General features: G+C 67.4%; 18 protein-coding genes. 3 read left to right on the top strand and 15 right to left on the bottom strand.

Annotated elements, in window-relative coordinates:
• Nucleotides 1-72: 72 nt before the first annotated feature.
• The 11 genes from DU502_RS10000 to DU502_RS09955 all read right to left on the bottom strand — a co-directional run bounded on the left by DU502_RS10000 (nt 73) and on the right by DU502_RS09955 (nt 10,863).
• Nucleotides 73-1,149, bottom strand: a complete 1,077-nt coding sequence (locus tag DU502_RS10000) for a mandelate racemase/muconate lactonizing enzyme family protein (RefSeq protein WP_121919481.1) — start codon at nt 1,147-1,149, stop codon at nt 73-75.
• Entirely contained in the window at nt 1,149-2,090 is a 942-nt protein-coding gene (locus DU502_RS09995; RefSeq protein WP_121919224.1) for a 1,4-dihydroxy-2-naphthoate polyprenyltransferase, read from the bottom strand. Before DU502_RS09995 ends, DU502_RS10000 begins: the two co-directional genes overlap by 1 nt.
• Nucleotides 2,091-2,142: 52 nt before the next feature.
• Nucleotides 2,143-3,318, bottom strand: a complete 1,176-nt coding sequence (locus DU502_RS09990) for an inorganic phosphate transporter (protein WP_121919223.1) — start codon at nt 3,316-3,318, stop codon at nt 2,143-2,145.
• A 46-nt stretch (nt 3,319-3,364) separates the two neighbouring features.
• On the bottom strand, nt 3,365-3,853 hold the full coding sequence (locus DU502_RS09985) for a hypothetical protein (RefSeq protein ID WP_121919222.1): 489 nt from the start codon (nt 3,851-3,853) through the stop codon (nt 3,365-3,367).
• 70 nt (nt 3,854-3,923) lie between these two features.
• Nucleotides 3,924-4,859 (bottom strand): 1,4-dihydroxy-2-naphthoyl-CoA synthase, encoded by a 936-nt coding sequence (locus tag DU502_RS09980; RefSeq protein WP_121919221.1) that lies wholly within the window; start codon nt 4,857-4,859, stop codon nt 3,924-3,926.
• 33 nt (nt 4,860-4,892) lie between these two features.
• The gene (locus DU502_RS09975) at nt 4,893-5,237 is read right to left on the bottom strand and encodes a hypothetical protein (RefSeq protein ID WP_121919220.1); all 345 of its coding nucleotides are present in this window, start codon (nt 5,235-5,237) and stop codon (nt 4,893-4,895) included.
• 168 nt (nt 5,238-5,405) lie between these two features.
• Nucleotides 5,406-5,576, bottom strand: coding sequence for a hypothetical protein (locus tag DU502_RS18275; RefSeq protein ID WP_158601128.1), 171 nt, complete (start codon nt 5,574-5,576; stop codon nt 5,406-5,408).
• 136 nt (nt 5,577-5,712) lie between these two features.
• Nucleotides 5,713-6,900, bottom strand: a complete 1,188-nt coding sequence (locus DU502_RS09970) for a hypothetical protein (RefSeq protein ID WP_133412382.1) — start codon at nt 6,898-6,900, stop codon at nt 5,713-5,715.
• Between the two features lie 196 nt (nt 6,901-7,096).
• The gene (gene menD, locus DU502_RS09965) at nt 7,097-8,863 is read right to left on the bottom strand and encodes a 2-succinyl-5-enolpyruvyl-6-hydroxy-3-cyclohexene-1-carboxylic-acid synthase (RefSeq protein ID WP_121919218.1); all 1,767 of its coding nucleotides are present in this window, start codon (nt 8,861-8,863) and stop codon (nt 7,097-7,099) included.
• A complete protein-coding gene (locus DU502_RS09960) occupies nt 8,860-10,200 on the bottom strand; it encodes an isochorismate synthase (RefSeq protein WP_121919217.1) in 1,341 nt (446 codons plus the stop codon). The genes menD and DU502_RS09960 overlap by 4 nt, the downstream gene beginning before the upstream one ends.
• Nucleotides 10,201-10,266: 66 nt before the next feature.
• Nucleotides 10,267-10,863, bottom strand: coding sequence for a sulfite oxidase-like oxidoreductase (locus tag DU502_RS09955; RefSeq protein WP_121919216.1), 597 nt, complete (start codon nt 10,861-10,863; stop codon nt 10,267-10,269).
• Nucleotides 10,864-11,089: 226 nt separating this feature from the next.
• On the opposite strand from DU502_RS09955, the gene DU502_RS09950 reads away from it, so the two are divergent.
• From DU502_RS09950 to DU502_RS09940, 3 genes are all read left to right on the top strand, one after another.
• Nucleotides 11,090-11,302, top strand: coding sequence for a ribbon-helix-helix domain-containing protein (locus tag DU502_RS09950; RefSeq protein WP_121919215.1), 213 nt, complete (start codon nt 11,090-11,092; stop codon nt 11,300-11,302).
• A gap of 106 nt (nt 11,303-11,408) precedes the next feature.
• Nucleotides 11,409-11,687, top strand: coding sequence for a UPF0058 family protein (locus DU502_RS09945; protein WP_121919214.1), 279 nt, complete (start codon nt 11,409-11,411; stop codon nt 11,685-11,687).
• A 107-nt stretch (nt 11,688-11,794) separates the two neighbouring features.
• Nucleotides 11,795-13,459, top strand: a complete 1,665-nt coding sequence (locus DU502_RS09940; RefSeq protein ID WP_121919213.1) for a rhomboid family intramembrane serine protease — start codon at nt 11,795-11,797, stop codon at nt 13,457-13,459.
• Here the strand turns inward: DU502_RS09940 and DU502_RS09935 are convergent.
• The 4 genes from DU502_RS09935 to DU502_RS09920 form a co-directional block, all read right to left on the bottom strand.
• On the bottom strand, nt 13,456-14,082 hold the full coding sequence (locus DU502_RS09935) for an METTL5 family protein (protein ID WP_121919212.1): 627 nt from the start codon (nt 14,080-14,082) through the stop codon (nt 13,456-13,458). The two genes, DU502_RS09940 and DU502_RS09935, sit on opposite strands and share 4 nt — an antisense overlap.
• Nucleotides 14,083-14,287: 205 nt before the next feature.
• Nucleotides 14,288-14,857 (bottom strand): thermonuclease family protein, encoded by a 570-nt coding sequence (locus DU502_RS09930; protein WP_121919211.1) that lies wholly within the window; start codon nt 14,855-14,857, stop codon nt 14,288-14,290.
• Between the two features lie 35 nt (nt 14,858-14,892).
• Nucleotides 14,893-16,791 carry an arginine--tRNA ligase gene (locus DU502_RS09925; RefSeq protein WP_121919210.1) on the bottom strand — a complete coding sequence of 633 codons (1,899 nt, stop codon included), beginning with the start codon at nt 16,789-16,791 and terminating at the stop codon, nt 14,893-14,895.
• Nucleotides 16,792-16,893: 102 nt separating this feature from the next.
• The gene (locus DU502_RS09920) at nt 16,894-17,172 is read right to left on the bottom strand and encodes a DUF7553 family protein (RefSeq protein ID WP_121919209.1); all 279 of its coding nucleotides are present in this window, start codon (nt 17,170-17,172) and stop codon (nt 16,894-16,896) included.
• Nucleotides 17,173-17,179: the final 7 nt, after the last annotated feature.

Genomic DNA, 17,179 nt, shown 5'->3' with positions numbered 1-17,179 from the left:
GTAGAGCATCCGCCCCGTCGTCATGGCGGCGCTACGGATGCGTGTGGTATAGTTTCCACGGTGCCGTGGGGGTCAAAACAGCCCGTCGAAGGCGGCGCCGGCGACGCCCGGCCCGGCGGGGACGGTCACCGATCCCGCCTCGACGGGGGCCGGATCGGGCGCCAGATCCTCGTCAAGCGCGTCGCCAGTCGCCAGCCCACAGGGGCGCACGTCGGGAATCGCGGCGGCGACGTGGACGGCCGCCGTCCGCGCCGGCGCGGCGTCGACGGTGGTGGTCACGACGGGATCGACGCCCGCCCGCCGTGCCCGCCGCGCGACGGCGTGGGCGCGTGCCGGACCGCCGAGCGCCATCGGCTTCAGGATCAGTACGTCCGCGGCGTCCGCGTCGAACACGTCGTCTACCCCCACCGCTGCCAGCGTCTCGTCGAGCGCGATGGCGACGCCACGACTCCGCAGCGTGGCGTGTCCCGACAGGTCGTCCGCGGCGAGTGGCTGTTCGAGGTAGGCGAGGTCGAGCGACGCGAACGCGTCGACCGCCGTGCGCGCCGTCTCGCGGGCCCATGCACCGTTGGCGTCGGCGCGGAGCGTCACGTCGGGGCCGACCGCCTCGCGGACCACGCGCAGGCGTGTCACGTCGCGATCCAGCTTGCCGGCGCCGACCTTCACCTTCAGGCAGGAGAAGCCGGCGTCGACGGCCGCCTGTGCCGCGTCGGCCGTCTCCTCGGGGGACGCGTCGCCAATCGTTGCGTTGACGGGAACGCGAGCGGCTGGGTCGTCGGTGAGCAACGCAGCGAGTGGGCGGCCCTCGCGCCGTCCGAGGGCATCGAGGGCGGCGGATTCGACGGCGTGCCGGGCCGCAGGCGCGTCGGCGAGAGCGTCGGTCAGGGTCGTCGTCGCCGCGGCCAATGGCTCACGCGGCGACGCCGCGGCGGCGGCGAGGAGCGTGTCGGCGCCGGCGTCCGCCACCACGTCCAGTGCCGTCCGGCAGTTCGCGAGCGACTCGGTCCAGCCCGGGAGCGGCGTCGCCTCGCCGACGCCCCGGACGCCGTCGGCCGTGATCCGGACGAGGTCGCCCTCGCGCCGGCTGATCGTCCCGTTCGCAGTGGTGAGGGGCCGCGCGAGGTCGAGCGTGAACGGGCGGCGGTCGATCACAGTCCCACGGCGAGACCCACGGCGAACAGGCCGGCGTGGGCGGCGAGCAGTTTGCCGGTGCGTTCGAGTGCGGGGTTGAGCGCGTCGCCGTCGGTCCGGGTGCAGACGGTGCGCGAGACGGCGACGGAGAGCGGGATCGTCAGGAGCGGGAGGCAGACGACGACCGACGCCGGGCCGGCCAGCCACAGGCCGACCGGCACGAGATAGGCGAGTGCGAGGAGCGCGACGTACTGGACGCGGCTCCAGCGGTAGCCGATGCGGACCGCGAGCGTCCGTTTCCCCGTCGCCGCGTCCGTCTCCAGGTCGCGGACGTTGTTCACGACGAGGATGTTCGTCGAGATAGCGGCGACGGGGAGGCTGGCGACGAGAGCGATGGGCGGCAAGGTGCCGGGCGGAATCGTGAGCGGCAGGGGCCCGGCGAGGACGGCGGCCGCCTGCACGTAGTAGGTGCCGGCGACGGCGACGACGCCGAAAAACAGGAAGACGAACACGTCGCCGAGGCCGTGGTAGCCGAGCGGGTAGGGGCCGCCGGTGTAGGCGAGGCCGGCCACCACGGAGAGGAGGCCGACGATCAGGATGGGGAGGCCGCCGACGTACACTAGCGTCGTGCCGACGAGGACGGCGGCGGCGAAGGTGAGGTAGGTAGCCCGTTTCACCGCTTCGGGAGCGATGAGCCCCGACTGCGTGACGCGGGTGAACCCCTCGCGGTCCTCGGTGTCGGCACCCTTGACGGCGTCGTAGTAGTCGTTGGCGAAATTGGTGCCGATCTGGATGAGGGCAGCGCCGACGAAGGCCGCGAGCGCGGCGAGTGCGTGGTCGACGCCGCGGCCGACGGCGAGGCCGGTGCCGACGGCGACGGGCGCAGCCGCGGCCGGGAGCGTCTGCGGACGCGCGGCCATCAGCCACGCCTTCGAGCGACTGATCTCCTGTGCGCTCATTATCCGCTCGTCGGGACTCCAGCGTCGTAAAGGTCGTCGATCCAGCGCCGCCTCACCACACGACGGCGAACAGGAGCCGGAAGGTGAGATACGCGCCGACCGTCGAGAGCAGCGGCACCACGTTCTGCATGAGGACGACCCGGCCCGTCGTCTCGGGGTTGAACAGTTCGGCGGCGCTGGGCGTCTCGGCCGGGTCCTCCTCGCCGATCCCTGGCGCCTCCTCACCGGGTTCCTCGGCTGTCAGGGCGCCGACGGAGACGTTCGGTTTCTTTTTGCCGCGCACCCCTTCGGAGACGGTGATCGACCGGGTGGCCCGCCCCCACCCCAGCCCGACGATGGACATGGTCGCGATGATGACGAAGGAGGCGGGGATGCCGATGGCGGAGAGGCCGATGACGATGCCGGAGGAGATGACGGCGACGACGATGGCCGCGGTGAGCGGCAGGTCAGTGATGTCGTTGCCGAGGGTGTCGAGGGTGCGGCGGGCGATGGTGAGCGCGCCGATCGCGACGGACCCACACCCGAGCAGGATCAGGAGGTTCAGGTCGACGCCGGCACCGTACAGCGGCGCGATAGCGTTGGCGATGTTCGAGGTGCCGGAAGAGAACGCCATCAGACAGCCGATGCTGATGACGACGACCGACCCGACGACCTCTCGGCGGGTGGTGTTCGGGCCGGCCGTCGGCTGTGGGATCGACCCGGATCGATCGAGGGTCAGGAGCGCCCCGTCGGTCTGTTCGATGGCGACCCAGCGGTTGATCGTCGGGTAGAAGTAGCGGCCGACGACGCCCGAGACCCAGAAGCCGACGAGGGGGGCGACGATCCACCAGACCGCGATTTCGCCCATGACGACCCAGTTGAGTTCGCCGGCGGCGACGCCGAGGCCGGCGATGGCTCCCACTGCCGTCATCGACGTGGACGCCGGCACGCCGGCGTAGTTGCCGATGAAGAGCGCGCCGCCGATGAAAAAGAGGACGACGATGCTCGTTTCGACGGTGAAGATGCCGGGATCCGTCACCAGTTCGCGCCCCAGCGTGTTCACCACGCGCCGACCGATGGTCCACGCACCCACGAAGAAGAAGACGGACATGAGCGCCCCGGCGAACAGTTTGGACATGACGCCGGCGCCGACTGCCGGGCCGAACGCGGGGCCGGTGTTCGAGCCGCCGATGTTGAACCCGACGAACAGCGCGACGGCGAAGCCGACGAGCAGGAAGGCGCCGATCATGCGTGGTCGTCGTGAGTCGTCCGTGGATCGGTCGTCGACACACCGCTCATCGCTTCGCCTCGTCGGTGTCGTCGTCTTCGGTCGTTAGTTCGCGCTGCATATCGTCGATTTCGTCGGTTCGTGGACGGCGATCGACGCGCTGGTTCACCTGCTCCAACTGCTCGATGATGTCGTTCATCTCGTCGGAGATGGTACGTTCGACGTTTTCGGTAACTTCCTCGGTGACCGTCTGTTCGACCTTCTCGGTGACTTCCTCGGTAACTTCTTCGGTGACCGTCTGTTCGACGCTCTCGGTCACCTCTTCGGTCACCTCTTCGGTGAGCGTCTCTTCGACTTTCTCGGTGACTTCGCGGCTCATCCACTCGGGATCGAACCGGGCCATCTTCCACACGACGTGAATCGCGTACGAGACGAGCGTCCCGATACCGAACGCGACGCCGACGCCCGTGCCGACGAGAAGAATGAGCGCCACGGAGAGCAGGATGACCACGCCGTACGCCAAGTCGACGAAGAAGTCAACGCGATTCGGATTCATAGATCACCACGTACTCTGATTTGAGTCCCCGGACATATACTACCTCCTGTTCGCGCCCACGTCCGCGGCCTCAGTAGTGCCACGGCACGTCCGAGAAGTCCGGCTCCCGCCCGTCGAGGAAGGCGTCCCGGCCCTCGCTCGCCTCGTCGGTCATGTACGCGAGCCGGGTCGCCTCCCCCGAGAACACCTGCTGGCCGACCATGCCGTCGTCCGCGAGGTTGAACGCGTACTTGAGCATCCGCATGGCCGTCGGGCTCTTTCCCGTCATCGTCTCCGCCCACTCCAGCGCGGTGGTCTCTAACTCCTCGTGAGGCACCGCCTCGTTGACCATACCCATGTCGGCCGCCTCCGCGGCGTCGTAGGTCTTCCCGAGGAAGAAAATCTCGCGCGCCTTCTTCTGTCCCACCTGCCGGGCGAGGTAGGCGGACCCGAACCCGCCGTCGAAGGAGGCCACGTCGGGGTCGGTCTGGAGGAACTTCGCGTGCTCCTCGCTCGCGAGCGTCAGATCACAGATGACGTGCAGGGAGTGACCGCCGCCGACGGCCCACCCCGGAACGACGGCGACGACCGGTTTGGGCATGAAGCGAATGAGCCGCTGGACTTCGAGGATGTGGAGGCGGCCGACGGTCGGGGTGTCGGTGTCGAGTTCGGTGTCGCCGGTCTCCGCGCCGTCGTCGTCCGCGGTGTCACCCTCGTCGTCACGGTACTCGTACCCCGATTCGCCGCGGATGGCCTGATCGCCGCCGGCGGAGAACGCCCACCCACCGTCTTTCGGCGACGGGCCGTTACCGGTCAGGAGGACTGCACCCACGTCGGCCTGCTGGCGGGCGTGATCCAGCGCCGCGTAGAGTTCGTCGACGGTGCGGGGGCGGAAGGCGTTACGAACCTCGGGTCGGTCGATGGCGATACGGACCGCGGGCACGTCGTCCGCGCGGTGGTAGGTCACGTCCTCGAACGCCTCGGTGACGGCCGTCCACCGCTCGGGGTCGAAAAGCTCGGAAACCATGTCTCCGACACCGCGGGGCGCGCGCAAAAAGATTCACGTCCGTCGGTCGAGCCACCGCGCGACGGGACCGTACGGGTTGGTGACCCACGCGACGAAACACACCGTCACCGCGACGACGATACCGAGGAGGACGTTCGCCGCGATCAGCACCGAGTACGCGAGGACGACGAGGACGACGACGCCGGTCGCTATCGTCCGTTCCCGACTCATGTCGTCGAGCGGGCGGCCCGGTGAGACGTGGTGGATCAGCCACGCGAGGAAGTAGACCACGGCGGCGAGGAAGATGCCGAAGAGGACGTTCTGCGCGACGACGACGGCGTAGGCGAGGATCAGGGCGGCGAGAACGAGTCCGACTCGCTCCCAGTACGTGGAGGGCATCGCCTCTGACTGGCGGTCGGGTGTCAATAAATCCCGACTACTCGGTTCGGTTGAACGACGTATAATCTGATAGAAGTTGTGTGACACATACAGGGAGTGCAGTCAGCAGAAAGCGGGCTTCCTTCCACTCTCGCCTGAGAGGCCGAGTTTGCTCGGTGAACGGGTGATTCACTCCCTTTCGCCTACAAGCCCTGCAATCACCCCAACCACACCGACGAGCAGTCCCAGATTGACCACCAGCTGGAAACTGTTTCCGGGCTCGACGAGCCAGTAAAATCCTCCAAATGTGATCAGAACCAATGCGAACAACTCGACAATAATTGCCCGTTGAACATCCATCACTGGTGGCATAATAGGGTCTCCGTGTAATGGTTCCGACACAGCCACCGCCCCGACTCACGTGATGACAGACTCGCGCTCTGTATCTTGCACGGATATCGAACCTTCTTGTCGAACTTGTGGAACGTTCGGTGGCTCACAGTCCCAGTCCGGTACTATATTCCAACGTTCCGAATCCGGTACCCATCGACTCGGCGTCGATCGACGTGCCGCCGACGTGTCCGGCGAGTCCGGTCATCCGGAACATGAACTCGTTGTAACTCCAGTGAGATGCAAGCCGACCACCGAGTCTCGGACGGTCGAGCCAGTTTCGCGCATGGCCATAGGTTCGGGCAACGAACCGCACATAATCTCCCTCCTCGTTCTCGACGCGAACGTCGAAGTCAGGGTGCTCGCCAGTGCCTAGAAGGGGTTCGACAGTAACCGTATCGAACTCGACGTGCCCATCTTTCGATCCCCAGTTCCAGAATCCGTCTTGTCGAAGGGGTATCGTCAGGCGTTCGAGTCTGTTCGAGGAGAAGAACTTGTACCCCCGTCGGAACAGTTGTGGCCCGATAAACGGGATCAACACCGAAAACGAGGTCCCGTCCGGGAACATCGCCCATACCCACTTCCAGGGAAACAGCGGCATGTCGAAACACACGCGCTGGAAGTAACACGACCCGGAGAGCGTCTCGGGGCCGTCGGGCAGATCCACCTCCCCTTCGAACTCCATCCGGCGCCAAGCCACGACCTCGGCGCCACCCAGCGGTGTGTCGATATCCAGTGTGTGGTGTGGTGAGGTCATCTTCGAATCGAGGTCGCCCCACGCCTCGAACTCCGCCTCAACGTCGTCACCGACGACGTGGGCTCTCAGACCGATGGGACGGTCCGAGAGCGCGGCCACTTCGCTTCCGCGTCTGGTGCCGTCCTCGCGGTCTGCCCAGGCTTCGAGACGCTGATCCTTGCGAGAGAGCACCGCTTCGGCTGGTTGCCTGACGACGTGGTCGTGGACCACTTCGTCGTCGCCGGTCCAGCCGACCGTCGTCGCGTTGAATCTGTCCACACCGTCGACGACGGTGCGGTTAGCGTCCATTCCATGGGGCGGGAGGTCGTTCACACGGCTCTCGTCGCCCACACAGGCCGCTATCGAGAACATGAGCTGTTTCGGCCCGTAGCCCTCCTCGCCCTCTGGAAACAGGATGAAGAACCACCAAGATGATGACGTCCCGTTCTGTCGCTCGGGGTTTTGCCACCATATCCTCTCGAAAACGCGTCGGTGCTCAGCGAGAGTCCTGTCTGCGAACGCGTCAGTCATTGGTGTACCTCTCGCTGGACCGCTCATATAAGCCGTCCATCGGTTGCTGGACTTTCGTGGAGTATCCAACACACCGCCGCAATTTCGGTCTCCGTCGGGTACGATGCGTGCCTCCACCGACCCAATCACTCGAGTTCTGATAGTATCGAAGTGACCCACTCGCGCTCTGTATTCAGCGCGGTTTCACCAAACGATCAGCAGTGGAGGGTTTCGACAGAGCCGACTACTCGGCCAGTTCCGCGACCGTCTCCTCGACCAGTCGCTCCCGCGTCCGCTGACTCGCCTCGCCGTTGGTGCGCACGTCGATCACGTCCGTCCCCTCGCTCGCGACCGAGTCGGCGTAGGCGTCGCAGAACGCCTCGCGGTCGTCGACCGCCGTGTAGCCGAGGGCGTAGAGGTCGGCTGTGGGTTCGAAATCGAGGCCGTGCGGCGTTTTGAACGCCTCGGTGAACGGCGGATCGAACGACTCGATGGGGAGGCGATAGAAGATGCCGCCGCCGTCGTTGCCGATCAGGACGATGGTCGCGTCGACGCCGCACCGAAGTACCGACAGCAGGCCGTTGCTGTCGTGGTAGTACGCCAGATCACCGATCACGAGCGTCAGGTGGTCGGTCGTGGCGCTGCCGGCGCCGAGGGCGGTGGAGACGACGCCGTCGATGCCCGACGCGCCGCGGTTGCCGAGGACGGTGTACCCGGCCGCGGCGGGGGGCATATAGCGGTCGGCGTCGCGGACGGGGTTCGAGTTCGAGACGACGAGCGTCGCGGGTTCGGGCGCGAGGTCCGCCACGTCCGCGAGGACGGTCCCCTCGAAGTAGCCACCGGCGCCGTCGCCCGTCGCGTCCCCAACGACCTCGCGGTGGGTGCGGTCGGCGTCGGCCCAGCGTTCCCGCCAGTCGGGCGCATCGGGGCCGCCGACGAGTTCGGCGAGGCGGCCGGCCAGCCGTGACGGGTCCGCGACGACCAGATCCGTCGCCGTGAACTCCGCCTCGCGCCACGCGCCCGCGGGGTCGACGACGAACTGCCGGGCGTCGGTCCGCGCGAGGTACTTGCGGAGGCGTTTGGAGGTAGGCGAGGCGCCGATCCGCAGGACCGCGTCGGGGTCGGGCCAGTCGTCGGTCACCCGTGGATCGAGGTAGCCGTCGTAGCCGCCGACGGTGGTGGTGACGCGGGTGTGGCCGCCGAAACGGAGGCCGGAGAGGGGGTCCGCGACGATAGGGAAGCCGGTGGCGTGGGCGAGGGCGGTGACGGCCTGCGGATCGACGCCCGGCGGGTCGGCCGGACCGGCGACGATCAGGCCGCGTTCGACGGACAGCGACTCCGCCAGTCGTTGCAGGTCCCGCCGGTCGAGTTGCGGCGTCCCGGCCGTCGTCGCCACGAACGGTCGGCCGTCGTCGCGGCCGACGGCGGCGAGGGGGTCGAGGTCCGCGGGCACGTCGCCTGCGACTGGCGTCGGTTCGAGCGGTTTGCGGAACGGGCAGTTGAGGTGGACCGGTCCCGACGGGGTGCCCGTTGCTTCCGTAAGCGCCCGGGCGACGGTCGTTCGGAGCGACCGGAGTTTGCGCGCCTCGGCTTCGGGTTCGGGGAGGTCCTTGTACCACCGGACGGCGTCGCCGTAGAGTTTCTCCTGATCGACGGTCTGGTTGGCGCCGCTGTCCCGGAGTTCGGGTGGGCGGTCGGCGGTGAGAAGGAGGAGGGGGACGCGGCTCTGACTCGCCTCGATCACAGCGGGGTGGTAGTTCGCGGCGGCGGTGCCGGAGGTGCAGATCAGGGGCGTCACCGTCCCCGTTCGCCGGGCGCGGCCGAGTGCGAAGTAGGCAGCCGAGCGCTCGTCGAGGACCGAGAAGACGTGCAGGTCGTCGTGTTCCTCGACGGCCGTGACGAGCGGCGTCGAACGACTCCCGGGCGAGACGACGACGCTATCGACGCCGCCGCGCGCGAGTTCGTCGGCCAGCGCTCGCCCCCAGAGGACGTTGCGATTCGGCGCGCTCATCGCTCCAGTTCGTCGAGGATCGGCCGGTACTTGAGCTGTACTTCGTCCCACTCGCGGTCGGGGTCGGAGTCGGCGACGACGCCGACACCGGCGAAGAGCGTCGTCTTCGTCCCGCGGGAGAGCGCGGAGCGGATGGCGACGGCGAACGTGCCGTTGCCGGCGGCGTCGATCCACCCGACCGGCGCGGCGTACCAGCCCCGGTCGAACGGCTCCGTCTCACGGATGGTCGCGAGCGCTTTCTCCGGCGGCAGGCCGCCGACGGCGGGCGTCGGGTGGAGCGCCTCGACGAGGTCGAGGACGTGCGTGTCGCTGTCGAGGGTGGCGGTGATGGGCGTAAAGAGGTGCTGGACGGTCGCCAGTCGGCGGACGCGGCGCTGGCCGGCGGTGATCGTCGACGCGAACGGGTCGAGCTGTTCGCGAATGGTCTCCGCGACGAGTTCGTGTTCGTGGACGTTCTTCTCGTCGCCGAGCAGTTCCTCGGCCAGCCAGTCGTCTTCGGCGGGAGTATCGCCGCGGCCGGTCGTTCCCGCGAGCGCACCCGTGGTGACCGTCCGGCCGTGACGCGTGACGAGGCGCTCGGGCGTCGCACCGAAGAAGCCCGGACGGGGCGCGTCGCCGTCGGTCGGTTCGACGAGGAAGCGGTAGCAGTCGGGGTAGGTGTCGCCGAGGCGAGCGAGCACATCGGGCACCGAGAGCGGGCGGTCGAGCGTCACGTCGAGCGCCTGCGCGAGAACGACCTTCTGCAGGTCGCCCGCGCGGATGCGGGAGACGGCGGCGTCGACCGAGTCACACCACGCGTCCCGTGGCGTCGTTCGCGTCCGCGAGACGATGCCCGGCGGCGGACTGGGGTCTGGCACGTCGAGCGATTCGAAGCGCTCGCGCTCCGATTCGAGACGTGCCTCGACCGCCTCGGCGGTGGCGTCGGGGCCGACGGCGTTTACCGTCACCCACATCCCCCGGTCGGTGTCAGTCACCTGCACCCGCGGGAGGACGAACCGCGCGCCGGGGAAATCGGCCCACGTCTCGTCCTCGGTGCCCTCGTCGTGGAAGGCGAAGCCGCCGAACAGGCGGGGACAGGCGGCCTCGGTGCCGGCGTGGACGTCGCCGGCGCGCAACACGCGGTCGATACCGTCCTTGATCGCAGTGAAGCGGTCGCGGCCGTCGGCGGTGAGGGTCGCGGCGGCGCCGCCGGCGACCACCGTCGCCTCGTCGGGCGCTGTCCAGAACGTACGGGGGGCGGGCATGGCGTCGAGGGCGGCACGGAGCGAGGGGACCGACGCCCGAACCGATCGACTGACGAGACGCGAACCGGTCTCGTCACTTCGCGAGATACCCATTATAAACTCCCTCGGGGCGCCGTACTCTTTTACCTAACTATTAGGGGCCATCGTATCCGGCGATCCCTATCCGCTGTATCGCTCCTCGTTCCACGGGTTCGCGCTGACGGAGTAGCCACGGCGCTCCCAGAAGCCCCGCTCCGGTTCGGTCAGGAACTCGACGCCCGTCACCCACTTCGCCCCCTTGTAGGCGTACCGGTGGGGCGTCACGACGCGAACGGGGCCGCCGTGGTCGCGCGGGAGGGGGTCGCCGTCGAACTCGACGGCGAGCAACGTCTCGGGGCGCAGGCCGGCGTCGAGCGGTAAGTCGGTCGTGTAGTCGTCCGCGGCCGCGAACATGACGTGTACGGCCTCGTCGGCGACGCCGACGTGCTCCGCGAGCGTGGTGAGGGGGACGCCGGTGAACTCGCAGTCGAACTTGCTCCAGCCGGTGACACAGTGGAAGTCCTGTCGCTGCGTCTCGACGCCGAGGGCGCGAAAGTCGTCCCAGTCGAGCGTGACCGGATTCTCGACCGCACCGCGCACCGAGAGCGTCCACTCGTCGCGGTCGATCCGAGGAATATTCCCCTTCGAGAGGACCGGAAACGACTCCGTACGGTGTTGGCCGGGCGGGAGTCGCTCGTCCCCGTACTCGCGGTAGAGGCCGGTGACGTCCTTGACCATACGGACGGTGACGGCCCAACGGACGTATAGTATGGGGTCCGTGCCCGACACCCCGAGCGCAGTGGCCGACGGCCGATATCCCGCAGACATCGGCCGAATACTCGATTTCCGAACTGGAATTTGCCCTCAACAGGAATTTACTCGTATGATCAAAGGGAGAGTTGCCGAAATCGGAATCCGCCCCGCAGAATTTAAATACGCCCCTTCCAAACCGTCGGACGTTCAAATGCCGAAAGTGGAAATAACCGTCCCGGAACATCTCGAGATGCAGATCGCCCAGTTGATCGAGCAAGGGGAGTTCGTCAACCGGGAGGAGGCGATTCAGGAACTGCTCTCGACCGGGCTACGAGCCTACAAGACGAGCGGACCGATCGAGGAGGAGGAACCGGGATTCGAAGACGAGGGGATGATGGGACACGAAGACGAGTACGTTTTCTAACGTCGGGGACGGGTGGCACCGTCGGACGGTCGCGCGCCAAAGACGACGTTCGGTGTGAGAGAGAAACGCAATAATCCTTAACCGGTGTAAATTCGTACACAGCCGCATGCACAAGGAAGAACTCCTCGAACTGCACGAGCAGATGGTAGCGATCATGAACTACTTCCGAAGTCAGGAGTCGGTCGACGAGAGCATCTTCGAGCCCTACGAGTCGCTCAGTGTCGACCCGTCGCACGTTCACAAGTCGAAAAGCGAACACAAACACGCGGTGTTCGTCCTCGGCAACGCGCTGGCGACGGCGATGAGCGAAGACGAATTCTCGGACGCCGGCCGGGTCGGTAAGCGGATGGCCGAACTCGCCGAAGACGCCGAAAACAAGCTCTGAACGGCGAATCGTCCGTCTCGTTCACCACCCGCCGGTAGCCACGGGTCCGTTCCGCTGTCGCGCTGTCGCCCATCGGATTCATTACCGGTGCCCCGTGAACGAGGGGTATGCTCGGCGTTCCGGATGCGGAGACGCTCTTTCGGCTAGCGGTTCTGTGTTCCCTCCTCGGGGCGGTGGTCGCCATCCTCGCGCTCGACCGGCCCCGTGGTCGCTGGGGCGCGCACCTCCGCTCGCGGTTCGTGATGGGTCTCCCGTGGGGGACGCTCGTCTCCGCCGGCGGCGTTCTCGCGGTGTATCTGTTCGTTCAGGGTGGCTGGGCCCACTGGAACGCACCGGTCACCATCCCGTTTCGGGCGTGGTCGTACTTCTACCCGCTGGGGATGGCGACGGCCGCCTTTGCCCACTCCGGGTCGGGCCACCTGATCGGCAACCTCGTCGGGACGCTCGTCCTCGCCCCCATCGCCGAGTACGCGTGGGGGCACTTCCCCCGCGAACGCGGCGTGCAGACGTTCACGTCGCCGTTGACGAACCCGTACGTGCGAGCGTTCGTCGTGTTTCCGGCCGCCGTCGTCGCCGTCGGCCTGTTCACCGCCTTCTTCGCGCTCGGCCCCGTCATCGGCTTCTCCGGCGTCGTCTTCGCGTTCGCCGGATTCGCGCTGGTGCGGTATCCCATCGTGACCGTCGTCGCCGTCGTCGCCGGCAACACCCTGCGGACGCTCTACGGCGCGCTCCAGAACCCGACCATATCGGCCAGTGCCGGCCCCTCCTACTCCTCCCCGTGGTGGGCCGACATCGCGATTCAGGGACACGCCATCGGCCTCCTCGCCGGCTTCCTCCTCGGCGTGTGGGTGCTCCGCGGCCGTGGCGATGATCGGCCCTCGGCGGCACGCGTCGCCATCGGCGTCGTGCTGTTCGGCGTCGCGCAGTCGCTGTGGGCGGTGTACTGGTATCGCGGGGGCGAGACGTACGTCCTCTACCGGGCCGCCGGCCTCGCACTCGTGGTCCTCCTTGCCACGCTGGTCGCGGCGACGGTCGCCACGTCCGCCAGTCCATTGATTCCGGTGCCTGACCGCCCCGACGCCGTCCGGGCGGTCCCGCGGTGGCGGATCGGCGCGACGGTCCTACTCCTCTGTACGGCCGCGCTCGCCGGTCCGGCCGTCCCCGTCAACCTGACGACGACGACGAGCGACGACCTCCCGAGTCAGAGCGACCCGATCCAGGTCCGCGGGTACGAGGTGACCTACGCCGAGAACGTCCCGAACGGAATGGTGTCGATCATCGACGTGGAGGCGTTCGGCGAGACGACACAGGTCAACACGTCGGGGGTGATCGTCAGGAACCGGGAGCGGGGCATCTGGATGACCGCCGTCTCGAAAGGTCGACTCGACTTCACCGGCACGACGTTCGTCCGCGTCGGCGGCGTGGGCTGGCGGGAGACGGTTCGCGTCGAGCGCCGGGGCTGGAACGCCATCGGCGGCGGCACCGTCTACAAAGTCAACCTCGTCTACGGCGACCGGAACGTGACGGCGTTCACCTCCGCACCCGTGCAGGCCGATCCCGTGGTCGCCGGGCGGAACGTCTCCGTCGAAGCCGCCCCGGCAGGTTTCCGGCTCAACGTCTCGCTTGGCAACCGGTCCGCCACCGGTCCCATCCCCGCCGTCAACGAGACGACCTCTATCGGCGGGCTAGAGTTCACCAACTCGGACGGGCGGATCTACGCGATCAACGGCGCGACGCGGGTCCGCGTCGCTCAGGCGGAGACGTACAACTAGTCCCAGACGATCCGGAAGACTTCCGTGTCGATCTCTTTCCGGTCGGCCGCGTGGTGGTCGAACTGCCGGCCGAGGTCGAACTGCGCGGCGAAGGCGTGGGTCACCTCGCCGTCGTTGTCGTCGGCGAAGGCCTCGACGAACTCCCGACTCCCGGCGTTGTGGACGGAGTAGGACACGTCGGCGATGTCGGCGGCGGTGGCGAGAAAGGCGCGGTCGGCGTGTTCGTTGCCGTCCTGCGCCCCGAACGGTGGGTTCATGACGACCGTCGTGGGGCCGTCCGGACAGAGCGGGGCGCGCGTGGCGTCGGCCTGCACCCAGTGGATCTGCGTCCGGGTGCCGACCCGACGTTGGTTCTCGCGGGCGATCTCCAAGGCATCGCGGTCGATCTCGACGCCGACGGCTCGCTTCGGCCCGCGGAGCGCGGCGCCGAGCGTGAACATGCCCGTGCCCGCCCCCAGATCGACGACCGTCCGGCCCTCCACGTCGCCGTTCAGGTCGGCGACGTGGACGACGTGCGCCGCCAGTTCCGGCGGCGTCGGATACTGTTCGAGGGCCGCCTGCGGGTTCTCGAAGCCGGCGACGACTGCCAACTGCCCGGCGAGACCGGCTTTCGTCGCCGTCATCGCACCACCCTGCCGACCCACGGCGTCCGTCCGTGTGGCTTCTCCGTAGCGCGGGACCGTGTGGGTGTCATCCTCGTCGAATATTCTCCGGTTATACTAAAGTCTTTGTGAATGCACAGTAGTAATGTGGTCCGCCAAGCAACTCATATGACTGGCAGCCGTACGTCTGACGGGGGTCACACGCTCCACTACCCCCACTCCCCTTCTAGGACGCACAGGACCAGACACCGCGGCCTGTCTCGCGCGCCTCGTGTTCGAGCGTCGCGTAGCGGTCACGCTCCCGGAACGAGGAGTCGTAGAGGCGGGCGTAGCCACGTTCGAGCAACGCCGCGTTGAACGACCGGTCGTCGACGACGACGTACGCGAGGAGACGGTCGTAGCCGCCGCGTCTACCCGCGGCCGCATCGAACCGCAGTGTCACCCGACGGTCCGCGAGTCGCTCGACCGCGAATCCGCTCGCACGCTCACCGTACCGGCGCAGACACGACCGACCCGCCTCGGTGTCGGGAATCCCCTCGAACTCCGCGGGGTCGTTCTCGACGTGGACCTCCGGCGTGTCGACGCCGAGTAGTCGGACCGTGTCGGCACGGCCGTCGGGGAAGCGTACGTCGACGGTGTCGCCGTCGACCACGTCGGTGACGCGGACCGTCGTGCCGGACTGGGGCGTCGCCGTCGTGGCCGCGTCGGTGTCGCTACCGACGCTCACGGAGAGACACCCGGCGCTCACGGCGAGACAACAGAGTGCGACGAGAAGCCAGCGGTCGCGGCGGGGCACGTCCGTCCGTGGGCGCGATTCGGGAAAAGGCTATCCTACATCTCCGCCAGCGTCTCGATGCCGAGGAGGCCCAGACCGTTCTCGAACACCTGCGCGGTGGCCTCGGTCAGCACGAGTCGCTCGGCGGCGGCCGTCTCCGCGTCCAGCACGCGGTTCTTGTGGTAAAAGGAGTTGAACACGTGCGCCAGTTCGAGGAGGTAGTGAGCGAGCGGTGCGGCGTCGTAGCGCTCCTCACACCGGTCGAGGACGAGCGGGTAGCGACCGAGGTGGTAGATCAGATCGTAGTCGGTGTCGTTGAACGCCGCGGGGTCGATGTCCGCTACCGCCGGGACCGACTCCGCCGCGTCGAGGATGCTGTACGCCCGCGTCGTCGCGTACTGGACGTACGGGCCCGTATCCCCCTCCAGCGACACCGCCTCGTCGATGTCGAAGGTGATATCTTTCCCGCGGTTCGCGCCCACCATCCCGTATTTGACCGTGGCGAGCGCGATCTTCCGCGCGATGGCCTCGACCTCCTCCTCGGCGACGTTGCGCCCCTTCTCGCGGACGATATCGCGGGCGCGTTCGTCGGCGGCATCGAGCACCTCCCGGACCGTGACGATCTGGCCCCCGCGGGTCGACATGCTCCCCTCGGGCAGGCTGATCATCCCGTAGTCGATGTGTTCGAGGTGGATGTCGGCGTAGCCCATCTTCCGCGCCGCGACGAACAACTGCTGGAAGTACCGATTCTGCTCGCTCGCGACGACGTACACCGACTGGTCGGCGTCGAACTCCCGGATCCGGTACTCGATGGTCGCCAGGTCGCGCGTGCCGTAGACCGTCGAGCCGTCCGACTTGACGATGTAGAAGGCGTCGAAGTCGGCGTCCTCGACAGAGCCGGCCTCGTCGAGCATCTCGCGGGCACGATCCAGCGACGGGTCCACGTCGGCCGTCTCCGGATCGCCGGCGTCGTCGTAGTCGTCGTCGTAGATGGGGATGAACACCGACTCGTCCGGGCCACGCATCGCCACGTCTTCGTCCAGCGCCTTCTCGACGACGGCGTCCGTCCACCCCTCGCGAGCGTAGAAGCTCTCGCCAAGCCAGCAGTCGAAGTCGACGCCGAGTTCGGCGTAGATGGCTTCGAAGCGCTCGATGCTCGCCTCGCGGAACCGCTCCCAGCGCTCGACGGCCGCCTCGTCACCGCGTTCGAGCCGGGCGAACCACTCCTTGCCCTGTGCCGTGTGGTACGCGCGTTCCTCCTCGATGGCAGCCTCGAACCCGTCGGTCAGCGCGCCGAACTCCGACACGTCCTCCAGCATACCGTCCCGCTGTTCGAACTGCTGGTAGAGGTGGAGCAGGTGGGCGATGGGATCGTCCTCGAACGCGTCCTCGTCGCCGAACTCGACGTACTCGTGGAGCAGGTTGCCGAACTGCGTTCCCCAGTCCCCGAGGTGGTTGTCGCGGGTCACGTCGTGGCCGCGCTCCTCCAGAATATTCATCAGCGCGTCGCTGAGGATGGTGTTTCGCAGGTGACCGACGTGGAGCGGTTTGGCGATGTTCGGCGAGGACACGTCCGCGATTATGGTGTCGGGATCGGCGAGGTCGCGCGAGCCGTAGTCCATCCCCCCGTCACCGATCTCCGAGAGCGTCAGGCGAGCCATCGCTGCCGCGTCGAGGTGGTAGTTGATGTGGCCGTTCTCGACGGAGACCGACGCGACGCCCTCGGGCAACCCGTGGGCGCGGTGGGCGTCCGCGATGGCTTCGGCGACTTCCATCGGATTCTCGCCGGCAGCAGCGCCAATGGCAAACGAGAGTGCAGACGAGAACTCTCCTTTCTCCTCGTCGTCGAAGTCCTCCAGTTCGACGGCCGAGGCGTCGACCGCGTGGTCGTAGCCCGCCTCGTTGACCGCGACGCGGAGCCCCTCGACGAGCCCGCGTCTCGTAGATGAGAGCATTCTTGCTCCGTCCTCACCCCTACGCCTGCATAAACCTCACTACACGCGGGCGTGGGGACTCGTACTGTCGGCTGTACCTGTATCGACTTACAGCCGGCAGTGTCACGTGTGTCGCCGCGGCGGGTTCTCGGCGACGTACTCGTCGAGCAACTCGCGGGCGCGCCACAGGTGTCGCGCACGCTCTTCGTGGGTCCCTTCCGCGATACGCCGGAGTTTGTAGCGCAGGCGACAGAGGGTCCCCGGATCGAGCGGGTGGTCCTCGTGTCGGGTGCGCTCCCAGAAGCTCGCCGCGAGCTGATCCAACCGCTCTTCTTCGCCCGTGTCCGGTGGCGCTTCGATGGCTTTCAGGAGCTGTCTGTTCACCTCACGGAGCGTTCTCATGCACCCA

The organism is Haloplanus aerogenes (genome assembly GCF_003856835.1).
Classification (GTDB): Archaea; Halobacteriota; Halobacteria; order Halobacteriales; family Haloferacaceae; genus Haloplanus; species Haloplanus aerogenes.
Note: the sequence above shows the minus strand (reverse complement) of the source record. Positions and strands in the feature narration are given on the sequence as shown.